Here is an 11,766-nt window from a genome sequence, read left to right as displayed (position 1 = left end):
CATGGCAGAAAGTCACAATGGCCATATTTTGATTGTGGAAGATGAACCTAAATTAGGCCAACTGTTGTTTGATTACCTGCAAGCGGCGAATTACCACCCCACCTTATTAAGCCGCGGTGATGAGGTGATCCCTTATGTACAAAATAATCATACTGACCTGATATTATTGGATTTAATGCTGCCCGGTTTAGACGGGTTATCCGTTTGCCGTGAATTACGCAAATTCAGTGATGTGCCTATCGTAATGGTGACAGCAAAAACAGAGGAAATCGACCGCCTATTAGGACTAGAAATTGGTGCTGACGACTATATTTGCAAGCCCTTTAGCCCACGGGAAGTGGTCGCTCGCGTTAAAACTATTTTGCGCCGTTGCCAAGTTGCTGCTGTGCCGTCCCAATCCCATCATTCAACACAATTGATTATTGACGAAAATGCGTTCCAAGTGCGTTATGGCACAAAATTGCTTGAACTCACCCCAGCAGAATTTCGGTTGCTCAAGTTTCTTTCCGATAACTCAGGCACCGTGTTCTCGCGCGATCAGCTTCTCGACATTCTCTATGATGACCATCGCGTCGTCACAGACCGCACAATCGACAGCCATGTGAAAAATTTACGCCGTAAATTAGAATCACTCGATAACGAAAAAACCTTTATTCGTTCAATTTATGGACTAGGTTACCGTTGGGATGACGTTTAAACACTCAATAGACGTACTTTTATTAAGGGATATTTGGTTTTTGACACAATTAGCGTTAAAATCACCGCCCTTAATACACCATTTCCGCTGAAATGGTGCTGACTTGATATCAGATAGAGACAAACCATGTTTACACCAGAGCTTTTATCCCCTGCCGGTTCATTAAAAAATATGCGCTATGCCTTTGCCTATGGCGCCGATGCCGTCTATGCAGGGCAACCCCGTTACAGCCTACGCGTTCGTAATAACGAGTTTAACCACGAAAATCTCGCCAAAGGCATTCAAGAAGCCCATGAACTGGGTAAGAAATTTTATGTGGTGGTCAATATCGCACCACACAATGCCAAATTAAAAACCTTTATTCGTGACTTAACACCCGTTATTGAAATGGGCCCTGATGCACTGATTATGTCTGACCCAGGTCTGATTATGATGGTGCGTGAAGCCTTCCCTGATATGGATATTCATTTATCCGTTCAAGCAAACGCGGTTAACTGGGCATCGGTAAAATTCTGGAAACAAATGGGATTGACGCGCGTGATCTTATCCCGCGAATTGTCTTTAGAAGAAATTGCAGAAATCCGCCAGCAAGTGCCAGATATGGAATTGGAAGTGTTCGTCCACGGTGCATTGTGCATGGCGTATTCAGGCCGTTGCCTGTTATCGGGTTACATTAACAAACGTGACCCAAACCAAGGCACCTGCACCAACGCCTGCCGTTGGGAATACAAAGTGGAAGAAGGTAAAGAAGATGATGTAGGTAACATTGTTCATGTTCATGAGCCTATCCCTGTGCAAAACGTTGCCCCAACATTGGGTGCTGGCGCGCCAACGGATAAAGTGTTTATGATTGAGGAAGCCAAACGCCCAGGCGAATATATGACTGCGTTTGAAGATGAACACGGCACCTATATCATGAACTCTAAAGACCTTCGTGCCATTGAACATGTTGAAAACCTGACCAAAATGGGTGTTCATTCACTGAAGATCGAAGGCCGTACTAAATCTTTTTATTATTGTGCGCGTACTGCACAGGTTTATCGCCGTGCAATTGATGACGCCGTTGCCGGTAAACCATTCGACCCAACGTTGCTGTCTACCTTAGAAGGGTTAGCTCACCGTGGTTATACCGAAGGTTTCTTACGCCGCCATACTCATGATGCCTATCAAACTTATGAATACGGCTATTCCGTGTCAGATACCCAGCAGTTTGTCGGCGAATTTACAGGTAAACGCGTCAATGGCCTTGCAGAAGTGGACGTTAAAAATAAATTTAGCGTGGGCGATAGCTTAGAAATGATGACACCTGCGGGCAATATCGTGTTTACCCTCGATGCCTTAACAAATCGCAAAGGTGACGCTATCGATGTTGCACCAGGTAATGGCCATATTGTGTATTTGCCTATTCCTGACGATGTTGATGTCAATTTTGGTTTGTTGATCCGTAACCTTGCAGGGGCAACAACGCGCGACCCGCACCAACCTCAGTCAGAGAACCACATTGTAAGCTAATGCTTAGCGATAAGTTTCGATAATAAATATATAATTATCTAGCCAAGAATTCGTAATCTAATCATTTGAATTTTTGGCTTTTTTATGCGTAATCGATAAACCAGTTTCACTTTAAATGCCATTTCTTATTTGAGAATCATTCTCGTTATTGACATTTTCTTTTAAAAGTGCACTTAATATCCAATTTTATGCAACAGATCACATCAATTGGTTATTCAATATCGTATAGTCACTATCGAAAACGAAGAACTAGAAAGTCATAAAATAAGACTAGGAACCACCTCCTTGGCTGGCTCAATCTCCCTTGAGCTAGCCATTTCTTTTATCTAAACCTTTTATCTCCCTGACTTCCCTTCTGTAAAAAAGATAAAATATTTCCTTTCCCAACGGCAACCCCCTTATACTCATTTTAGATAATAAACCATATGGATGAGTATTTATGATTAAATATCAGTCAGCTATGATTATTCTCAATGGCAAGCAATCAAATAACCCTGATTTGCGTAAAGCCATCGACCATTTGCGCCAAGAAAATTATTTAATTACAGTGCGAATTCCATGGGAAATGCAAGACACCCACGATTTTATTGCCGATGCCATCGAAAATAACATTACCACTGTGATTGCCGCAGGTGGTGATGGCACTATTAATGCAGTTGCAAGTACGCTCATGCAGTTTCCAGCTGAAAAGCGCCCTACTTTAGGCATCCTTCCTATGGGCACCGCAAATGATTTTGCAACCAGTGCAAATATTCCGTTAGATATTGAGTCCGCCTTATCCCTAGCAGTGAAAGGTAAAGCGGTTCATATCGATATTGCTCAGGTTAATGAAAAATACTTTTTTATTAACATGGCGACGGGTGGTTTTGGTACACGGATCACCACAGAAACCCCTGAAGCACTGAAATCCGCGCTTGGTGGTGCCGCTTATGTGATAAATGGTCTTTTACGCCCTGACACACTGAAAACCGATATCTGCCGTATTGAATCAGAAAATTTTACGTGGGAGGGTGAAACGCTGGTTATCGCAATTGGTAATGGGAAACAAGCAGGTGGAGGGCAACAACTGACGCCGCATGCGCTCATCAACGATGGTAAACTTGATTTATTAATTGTCCCTTCACGAGACGTGCTACCTGCCTTAATAAGCAATTTATTTTCAACAGATAAAAATGAGCATTTAATTGAAAAAAGTTTAACGTGGGTAAAAATTTCTTCCCCTCACAATATGGTGCTAAACCTTGATGGGGAGCCGTTATCCGGCGATTCCTTTACCTTTCAAGTTCAAACAAATGCCTTACAGTGCAGGCTACCACCACAATGCCACCTGTTAACCTAAACAGTGTAACATCAGGGCACCTTGTTCGGCGCCCTGATGTTCGTTTTGGTTACCACCATGCATGAAAGTGATGGACAGGCCCAATTCCTTGCCCCACCTCCAAACTGTCCGCTTGTTCTAATGCAGCTTGTAAATAGGCTTTTGCCTCACTCACAGTCGATTGCCAGTCAAGATGGCGTGGGCGTAATGCCGCTAACGCCGCAGACAACGTACACCCCGTACCGTGTGTGTTTTTCGTATTAATGCGCACAGAGGTAAAGCGCCATTCCCCTTGTGGGGTAATGAGCCAGTCAGGGCTTTGTGCATCTGTTAAGTGCCCCCCTTTCATCAAAACTGCATGGCAGCCCCTTTCAAGGAGTTTGTAGCCTTGTGCCAGCATTTCGCCTTCTGTTTGCGCCATTTTTTCATCTAATAATGCCGCCGCTTCCGGTAAATTTGGAGTGATTAATGAGACTAACGGCAATAATTGCTGACGCAATGCATCAACCGCATCAGGTAACAATAAAGGATCGCCACTTTTTGCAACCATCACGGTATCTAAGACCACAAATGGGATCGGGTATTGTTTCAATGCATTCGCCACAATCTCGACATTGGCTTGGTTAAATAACATACCAATTTTTGCGGTGTCGATACGCACATCACTGAGAACCGAGTCCAGTTGCGCTGCCACGAAATGAGCAGGCAAATCCTGAACAGATTGTACACCACGGGTATTCTGCGCCACCAAGGCTGTCATCACGCTGGTTCCGTAAGCCCCAAGCGCAGAGAAAGTTTTTAAGTCCGCTTGGACACCTGCCCCACCTGATGGGTCTGTTCCAGCAATGGTTAACGCGTTGATACGCATGAATCGCTCCCCTTCTTGATTAAAAAACACGTCAATATCATTGGTTTAAAATAGACTTTAAGCCAAACAACAAAACCGCTTCGATTGTCTCATAACATTTAACAAATACCAGCGGTTACTGAATGAATTTTAATGACTTAGTGAATTAAAACCGTCATTTTCTATTGAAAGGGTTAACTTGTCTTATAAATACACATTGGGTAAATGAATATTATCAACACCACGCTCACGCAACTGAGCCGCAAATGCCTCTACGTCAATTTGAGTGGCGGCTGGCCAATTTGCCGCTTCATTTTTCACACCGTGCTGTTGAAATGCATTGATTTTGATTCGCGTCGCTGATGGTAATGCGTTGAGCAATCCCGCCAGTGCATCAATATGATCTTGATAGTCACTTTGCTGCGGAATATACAATAAGCGCAATTCGTATAATTTCCCTGCATTTGCTAATAATTGGATAGTTTCAAAAACTCGCTGGTTATCTTTCCCCGTTAACCGTAACGCACATTCATCGCTCCAAGCTTTTAAATCAATCATCACCCCATCGGTGTAGTCTATCACCCGCGCCCACCCTGCTTTTGCAAGGTGCCCGTTGCTATCAATAAAACAGGTTAAATGATTCAGTGTGGGTGATGCTTTAATGGCTTTAAATAAATCGACAATAAAAGGAAGCTGAGTTGTTGCTTCCCCACCGCTTACCGTCACACCATTTAAAAACATCACATTCTTATTCAAACTGCCAATGGCCTCACTCACACTCAGTGGCGTTGTCATTGGGCTTGAATTTTTTGTACAGGTTTGCAAGCACGTATCACAAAGCTGGCAAGCGACATTGTCCCAAATGACTTTGCCATTCACCATAGATAGCCCCCCGTGGGGACAGGTAGCAACACAGTCCCCACAGTCATCACACAATGCCATGGTGTATGGGTTATGGCAATTTAGGCAACGCAAATTACAGCCTTGCAAGAAAATCACTTGCCGGTTTCCCGGCCCATCCACACACGAAAAGGGAATGATTTTATTCAGCGTAGCGCATCGATTGTTCATGGCTAATCACTCGTTGTTGCCGTGCCGTAATTTTGCAATTTTTTGTCGCTTCTTCCCCTAACCACGTGGTATTACTTCTCGACCCCTCGGCTTTGAATTTTTCAATGTCCGACAAACGCACCATATACCCCGTGACACGCACTAAATCATTGCTGGCCACGTTTGCGGTAAATTCACGCATCCCACAGCTAAATGCCCCTTTACACAGTTGCAAAAGCGCTTGAGGGTTTTGTTTAATGGTTTCATCGATGGTTAAAATGTCGCTGATCCCAGATAGGTAGTGTTTATGATGTGGTGCAACGGCTTGAATATGTGAAACGGGGTCTGGCTCTTCCCCATAAGGCAGACGCGCCCCTGGTGTGGTGCCAATATCTGAACTAATCCCTGACTGGGCATGTAGCATTGCCCGCTGTTTATAACCATATTTAACTGGGGTTGCTTCAACATAATCCGCCAGTTGTTCACTGATTTGATAAGATAACGGCAAGGCTGGGGAATTGGGTTCATAGTGGCCTTTCAGCCCATCTTTTTCCATTAACAGATTGACAGCTTCTGCTAAACCAAAAATACCAAACATCGGTGCAAAACGCTGTGGCTCAATCAACCCTTCATGCACAAGGAAGCTGGTTTGAAAGAAGTTAGACTCTTCAAATAAAAACGCACTGCGCGTTTCGATGAGTTCCATTTGTAAATCACAATATTTTTTCAGCTGATTTTGTAGGAAGTCATCAGAGTTTTGGCTGCGTAAAGCCACTTCACGTAGATTGATACGCACCAATGTGCTGCCACCACCTGCAACGGGCAAAGAGTTATAGCAACTGACAATTCCATAGCCTTGCTCATCGAATGCAGCACTGTGCACAAGGTCATTGGCAATATGCGGTTTACTGCATTCGCATATATTTTCAATAGCTTGTAAGAAAAGTGACTCGGGGGTTCTTTGCGGGTGATAAACAAACGTTAGATTTGGTGCAACTTGCTTTAACTCTGCATCAATACGTAGGATCAGACGACAAATGATATTATCATCAGGCCCAATGTTGGCGTGCATAAACGCATCAGGTAAAGTACGGTCTAACATCACCCAGAAACGTTTTAACTTCGGATAAAGCTGTTCTTCCGTAAATTCGCCCACATAAGGCATTAATATTTTATCGAGATACCCAAGGAAAACGGGGAAACCTGTGACGGAAGGGACATGATTGTAGATAATCATCAAATGATTGAGCGCATCGTCAAAATCTTCCGCTGGCGCTAACTCTAAGTAGCTTGACCCCTGTTTAAGAAACTTCGCGTAATCAGGTAAAACATAACGTGGCTTATATGGCGCGTTCCCTTCATACATGTCACAAATAACGCGCTTATTTAGCGCCTCTGCTAAAGGCTCACTCATTGCCAGATAAGGGATATGGCTTTCTGCCTCAATGGCTAAAAAGTTAGCTTTTTGTCTAGGTGATAATAATTTATCCGTGGCGATGGCCAAACATTTGGCTTGATAATCGGTTAAAGGTTCTTGGCGCTTCATCATAGGAGGTTCCTTGTTTTCTGGGTGCTGTAGCGCACCTTTGGCGGTCAATACGCCGTCTATAAGCTCATTTCATCCCATTGCGCGCCCTCGTTATTTGATGTCTGTCATACTTTCCTGCATTGTTTGCAGGATTTTTCTCATAAATGTCTACTCGGTCAATATTATTACTAATAATTACGTAACACCTTAAAATTATTTGAAATTACAATTCATTGGCAACACAAAAAATGTGTTAAAAATCACTTTTTCTTATGGATTATTGATGTAATTCATCCATAAAAACCAATCTTAGCCTTGCAAAAATAGCCTTAAATCACCTCACTAACTCTTTTTAGGAAAGTTATACATCAAAATGATGTGAAACTAGGCTAAAATACTCTTTATCAATGATTGTATTTTGAACATTTTTTACCTGTATTACTCCTGCTACGACAGTCTTATTTAATTATTCTTCTTAACAATCGAATAAACACTGTCATCTTTGGCGTATCTTAATTAAAATAATTCAGCTCATAATTATTATAAAAATGCTAATCTGATAATCATTAGCGAGCTAATTATCATTTATATCAGCGATAAAGAACTGGATCTTCAATGAGAGTTTATAAAAAGAGACAATGGGTCATCGGTACCTCAATACTACTGGGTGCTTCCCTTAGCATGTCAACACCTGCACTTGCACAAGACCAATCAACCAATCTTTGGGATACTTTCAAAGGGAATGTGAGTTCCACTTGGGATTCTGACCAGTATGAATTGTATGTTCCAGCTGTCACATGGCACAACCGTGCAATGTACGACAAAAAGAAAACGGATGAATACAATGAACGCCCTTGGGGGATTGGTTTTGGTAAATACCGTTATGATGAAGATAATGACTGGCACGCGATTTATGCCATGGCCTTTAAAGATTCACATAATGACTGGGAACCTATTGGTGGCTACGCCTACCAAAAAATGTGGATCCCCGGAGACCTTGACGGTTTTCGAATGGGAGCGGGGTTCACATTAAGTGTCACCGCACGTAAGGATATGTATTACATTCCAATCCCTGCACCGCTTCCTTTAGTTTCGGTCGAATATGATAAGCTTTCACTTCAAGCAACGTATATTCCTGGAACCTACAATAACGGAAACGTGTTGTTTGCATGGTTACGTTGGCAGTGGTAAGAATCTTGTAATACAAAAAAGGCCAGAGATTGTTTATCTACTGGCCATTTTTTTAACGTTTAATTTTAGCTTTGTTGGCGTTTCGCGACATCTTGCTTCTTCGCACCAGAGAATTGATAGCCAATCCACAGCACACCAATCCACACAGGGATCATCAGAACCGAAACGCGTAACCCATCCATTGTTAAAATAATCCCTAGGATTAATAGCAGGAATGCTAAGCACAGGTAGTTACCAAATGGATACCAGATACTCTTAAACTTGGTTGCTATGCCTTGTTTATTCATTGCCGCTCTGAATTTCAAGTTTGAGACGCAAATCATAATCCAGTTCAATACCAACGTAGTGACGACTAAAGACATTAATAATTCGAATGCCTTTCCTTCCATCACAAAGCTAATTAGTATTCCGCCTGACGTTGCAATACCCGAAACCAACAATGCCATAACAGGAACACCGCCTTTATTCACTTTGGCTAAGAATCTTGGGGCATTATTTTGTTGAGCCAAACCAAATAACATGCGGCTTGTTGCATAAGCGCCACTGTTATAGACAGAAAGCGCCGCAACCAAAATCACAAAGTTTAAGGTATTCGCCACAAGTAAATCGCCTAACTCATGGAAAATCAAGACAAATGGGCTTGTTTTACCATCGAGGTCAACCCACGGATAAAGCGCCAAGAGGACGGCAAGTGAACCGATATAGAAAATTAAAATACGGTAAACAACTTGGTTGATGGCTTTTGGAATGCTTTTCTCAGGATCTTCTGCTTCAGCTGCTGTAATACCCACCAGCTCTAAACCACCAAACGAGAACATGATAATAGCCAGTGCCATCAGGAGGCCATGGAAGTCCTTCGCAAAGAAACCACCATATTCCCATAAGTTGCTGACTTTAGCCTGTGGGCCACCATGACCGCTTAGCAGGAGGTAACAACCAAAGATAATCATACCGACAACTGCAACCACTTTAATTAATGCAAACCAGAATTCAGTTTCACCGTAAGAACGAACATTAATCAAGTTGACTGCATTCACGGCGATAAAAAATATCACTGCGGATACCCAAATTGGTAGCTCAGGCCACCAATGCTGCATGTATTTTCCTGCGGCAGTTAACTCCGTCATGCCAACAAGGATAAACATAAACCAGTAATTCCAACCAGATAAAAAGCCCGCAAAACCACCCCAATATTTAAAAGCAAAATGACTAAAAGAGCCCGCAACAGGTTCTTGTACAATCATCTCGCCCAATTGGCGCATAATCAGAAAGGCGATAACGCCACACAATGCATAACCTAAAAGTACAGATGGCCCAGCCATTTGTATCGTTGTTGCAATCCCGAGGAACAAACCTGTACCAACAGCGCCCCCCAATGCAATCAACTGGATATGCCTATTTTTCAATCCCCGCTTTAGCATTTGCTGCTCTTGCGCCATAACTTTACCCTTTCGTCCTATTACTTGCTTTTTATCGTCCAAAATTATAATAATCGGACAAGTTTATTTGAATTTTCTTATTAAAACCACATTCTTATGATGCTGTTTTTACATTTACAAGGCGTAAAGGCATTTTTGATTTGTTGCCTTTATTTATTCGTGTATTACGCACTGATACTGAATAATTATTATCGCGCTTCAATATCAAGGATTGTGCATTAAAAAGCAAATTCAAAATGGTAACAAGTCGGTTACACGGCAAATTCCAAAAATAAAGTTATCACCTCCCTGATCGCAAACACTATCCATAGCAAGCAAGTACAGAAACAGGCAAACAAGTAAAACGCTAATTGTGATAACAATGATACGACCTAACACCTGGCATTCCTTCAAAATAACAAAGATGATTTTTATTTTTCAAATGATTACAATACTTATGCCCTGTCATTTTATGACCGTGCATTTTAATTGCATTGCAGGTAAATTTTCGAATAGTGAATAGTACGCCAATCCTTTACGTGAAATTTGAGGAAAATAAGCAATTGGCTCATCTTTACAATAATTGAGCTTATTTTAAGCGCTATCCTTCGTTAACTTATTCTGTTTGTGCTTTTTTTATTCAAAAATTGGTGAATATCGCACAACCAGCCTTTGTCATGGGGAAATGAAGTTGTGTATACTTCAGCTACCGTAAAACAAGAAATTATTTGAGATGCCACAAGATAACCACTTAGCACTTGTCTATGCGTTGAGTAAATGGATAGAAGAACATCTGGGTCGAGTCATACATCTGGAAGAGCTCGCAGCCTACTCTGGCTACTCACTTTGGCATATGCAAAAAATATTCAAAGAAGTTACTGGGATTTCCTTGGGAAAATATATCCGCCAGCGCCGTTTAGCTGGAGCCGTTAATTTATTACGCAATAGTAGCCAATCTATCTTCGATATTGCCCTCGATTTTGGTTTTGGTTCTCAATCTCACTTTACCTATATGTTCCGTAAGGAGTATGGCATTACGCCATTTGATTTTAGGCAAAATGACCAAATCCAACTTGATGTCAAAGAACCGCTGCACTTAACCAGAGAGTATGAGTGAATATGTGTTAATCACATTAATACCTTAAATTTTTTAATTAATGTTCTAACACATTGTCATTTCAACCCATCATTCCGTTTAATACTTTTGAACAGTCGTTGAAATGACGCGCTGTTCAAAACCGTTTTTTTATCCTCCATTCCTTAATTTATACCCACTTAGATAATTTACATTCCGAATAATTAGAGTAAGGTACTGTGGTAATGTATTAATTTCAGGAGGCAGTGGATGTCTATCAAACTGGTTGCTATTGATTTAGATGGCACATTACTCAATCCCCAACATCAAATATCCCCCGCAGTTAAAGATGCCGTCATACAAGCCAGTCAAAAAGGGGTTTATGTCGTACTCGCATCAGGACGCCCTTTTTCAGGGATTGCTCCTTACCTTAAAGAGTTAGGCCTTGATACCGCTAATAATTATTGCATTAGCAATAATGGCAGCGTAATCCACCAAGCGAGTGATGGTAGTCATTTGGTGGAAACACCATTAGACTTTGATGACTTTCAATATTTTGAAGAATTAAGCCGAAATGTGGGTATTCACATGCATGCCCTTGCTGACAATACAATGTTCACAACTAACCGCCATATTAGTCACTACACCGTGATGGATGCTTATCTTACCAATACGCCGCTGGTATACTGCCCTGTCAATGAAATGGACAACTCCCTTGCATTCACAAAATTTATGATGATTGACCACCCAGAAACCTTGGAAATGGGTATCAGTTATATTCCTGAAAATGTCTTCGAAAATTATGCACTGACAAGAACCAGCCCTTATTTTCTTGAAGTATCCAATAAAGCTGCCAATAAAGGTGCTGCACTTCAGATAATCTGTGAGAAATTGGGTCTGACCCCAGATAAAGTCATGAGCATCGGCGATCAAAATAATGATATTCAAATGCTGCAATATGCCAGTGTTTGTGTTGCGATGGGCAATGCTGCTGAGTCTATACGTAAGATGGCGAAATTTGTCACCAATACGAATGAAGAAGATGGTGTCGCTATCGCCATTAATAAATTTGTTAATGTGTAATTCGTCAGTCAACCAGAAAACAGCCCATGTACGTGAGCTGTTTTCAC

General features: G+C 41.8%; 11 protein-coding genes. 6 read left to right on the top strand and 5 right to left on the bottom strand.

Annotated elements, in window-relative coordinates:
• The first annotated feature begins 1 nt into the window (after window position 1).
• The 3 genes from baeR (at window position 2) to yegS (ending at window position 3,548) form a co-directional block, all read left to right on the top strand.
• The gene (gene baeR / locus ABWP91_RS00200; protein ID WP_353241462.1) at window positions 2-697 is read left to right on the top strand and encodes an envelope stress response regulator BaeR; all 696 of its coding nucleotides are present in this window, start codon (window positions 2-4) and stop codon (window positions 695-697) included.
• Between the two features lie 126 nt (window positions 698-823).
• The gene (trhP, locus tag ABWP91_RS00195; protein WP_353241461.1) at window positions 824-2,209 is read left to right on the top strand and encodes a prephenate-dependent tRNA uridine(34) hydroxylase TrhP; all 1,386 of its coding nucleotides are present in this window, start codon (window positions 824-826) and stop codon (window positions 2,207-2,209) included.
• 439 nt (window positions 2,210-2,648) lie between these two features.
• The gene (gene yegS / locus ABWP91_RS00190) at window positions 2,649-3,548 is read left to right on the top strand and encodes a lipid kinase YegS (protein WP_353241460.1); all 900 of its coding nucleotides are present in this window, start codon (window positions 2,649-2,651) and stop codon (window positions 3,546-3,548) included.
• Between the two features lie 49 nt (window positions 3,549-3,597).
• Here yegS and thiD read toward each other — a convergent pair whose 3' ends face one another.
• From thiD to ABWP91_RS00175, 3 genes are all read right to left on the bottom strand, one after another.
• A complete protein-coding gene (gene thiD / locus ABWP91_RS00185) occupies window positions 3,598-4,395 on the bottom strand; it encodes a bifunctional hydroxymethylpyrimidine kinase/phosphomethylpyrimidine kinase (protein ID WP_353241459.1) in 798 nt (265 codons plus the stop codon).
• 183 nt (window positions 4,396-4,578) lie between these two features.
• Window positions 4,579-5,445, bottom strand: a complete 867-nt coding sequence (locus tag ABWP91_RS00180) for a YjjW family glycine radical enzyme activase (protein WP_353241458.1) — start codon at window positions 5,443-5,445, stop codon at window positions 4,579-4,581.
• Complete coding sequence (locus tag ABWP91_RS00175; protein ID WP_353241457.1) at window positions 5,417-6,973, bottom strand: YjjI family glycine radical enzyme; 1,557 nt, start codon at window positions 6,971-6,973, stop codon at window positions 5,417-5,419. The genes ABWP91_RS00180 and ABWP91_RS00175 overlap by 29 nt, the downstream gene beginning before the upstream one ends.
• Window positions 6,974-7,567: 594 nt before the next feature.
• Here ABWP91_RS00175 and pagP point away from each other — a divergent pair.
• Window positions 7,568-8,143 (top strand): lipid IV(A) palmitoyltransferase PagP, encoded by a 576-nt coding sequence (gene pagP / locus ABWP91_RS00170; protein ID WP_353241456.1) that lies wholly within the window; start codon window positions 7,568-7,570, stop codon window positions 8,141-8,143.
• Window positions 8,144-8,208: 65 nt separating this feature from the next.
• Here the strand turns inward: pagP and ABWP91_RS00165 are convergent, their stop codons facing one another.
• Complete coding sequence (locus ABWP91_RS00165) at window positions 8,209-9,582, bottom strand: amino acid permease (protein ID WP_353241455.1); 1,374 nt, start codon at window positions 9,580-9,582, stop codon at window positions 8,209-8,211.
• A 231-nt stretch (window positions 9,583-9,813) separates the two neighbouring features.
• The gene (gene mgrB, locus ABWP91_RS00160) at window positions 9,814-9,948 is read right to left on the bottom strand and encodes a PhoP/PhoQ regulatory lipoprotein MgrB (RefSeq protein ID WP_490731485.1); all 135 of its coding nucleotides are present in this window, start codon (window positions 9,946-9,948) and stop codon (window positions 9,814-9,816) included.
• 346 nt (window positions 9,949-10,294) lie between these two features.
• Between mgrB and ABWP91_RS00155 the strand changes: the two genes are divergently transcribed.
• Window positions 10,295-10,678 (top strand): helix-turn-helix domain-containing protein, encoded by a 384-nt coding sequence (locus tag ABWP91_RS00155; RefSeq protein ID WP_353241453.1) that lies wholly within the window; start codon window positions 10,295-10,297, stop codon window positions 10,676-10,678.
• 228 nt (window positions 10,679-10,906) lie between these two features.
• A complete protein-coding gene (yidA, locus tag ABWP91_RS00150; protein ID WP_353241452.1) occupies window positions 10,907-11,719 on the top strand; it encodes a sugar-phosphatase in 813 nt (270 codons plus the stop codon).
• The last annotated feature ends 47 nt before the right edge of the window (window positions 11,720-11,766 follow it).

The sequence above is a fragment of the Providencia sp. genome (assembly GCF_040396775.1).
Taxonomy (GTDB): Bacteria; Pseudomonadota; Gammaproteobacteria; order Enterobacterales; family Enterobacteriaceae; genus Providencia.
This window is presented reverse-complemented; position numbering and strand designations above follow the sequence as displayed.

What these genes read in the sequence shown, in the direction of transcription:
- baeR (WP_353241462.1), top strand. Translation starts at nt 2, where the DNA reads ATGGCAGAAAGTCACAATGGCCATATTTTGATTGTGGAAGATGAACCT.
- trhP (WP_353241461.1), top strand. Translation starts at nt 824, where the DNA reads ATGTTTACACCAGAGCTTTTATCCCCTGCCGGTTCATTAAAAAATATG.
- yegS (WP_353241460.1), top strand. Translation starts at nt 2,649, where the DNA reads ATGATTAAATATCAGTCAGCTATGATTATTCTCAATGGCAAGCAATCA.
- thiD (WP_353241459.1), bottom strand. Translation starts at nt 4,395, where the DNA reads ATGCGTATCAACGCGTTAACCATTGCTGGAACAGACCCATCAGGTGGG.
- ABWP91_RS00180 (WP_353241458.1), bottom strand. Translation starts at nt 5,445, where the DNA reads ATGAACAATCGATGCGCTACGCTGAATAAAATCATTCCCTTTTCGTGT.
- ABWP91_RS00175 (WP_353241457.1), bottom strand. Translation starts at nt 6,973, where the DNA reads ATGATGAAGCGCCAAGAACCTTTAACCGATTATCAAGCCAAATGTTTG.
- pagP (WP_353241456.1), top strand. Translation starts at nt 7,568, where the DNA reads ATGAGAGTTTATAAAAAGAGACAATGGGTCATCGGTACCTCAATACTA.
- ABWP91_RS00165 (WP_353241455.1), bottom strand. Translation starts at nt 9,582, where the DNA reads ATGGCGCAAGAGCAGCAAATGCTAAAGCGGGGATTGAAAAATAGGCAT.
- ABWP91_RS00155 (WP_353241453.1), top strand. Translation starts at nt 10,295, where the DNA reads ATGCCACAAGATAACCACTTAGCACTTGTCTATGCGTTGAGTAAATGG.
- yidA (WP_353241452.1), top strand. Translation starts at nt 10,907, where the DNA reads ATGTCTATCAAACTGGTTGCTATTGATTTAGATGGCACATTACTCAAT.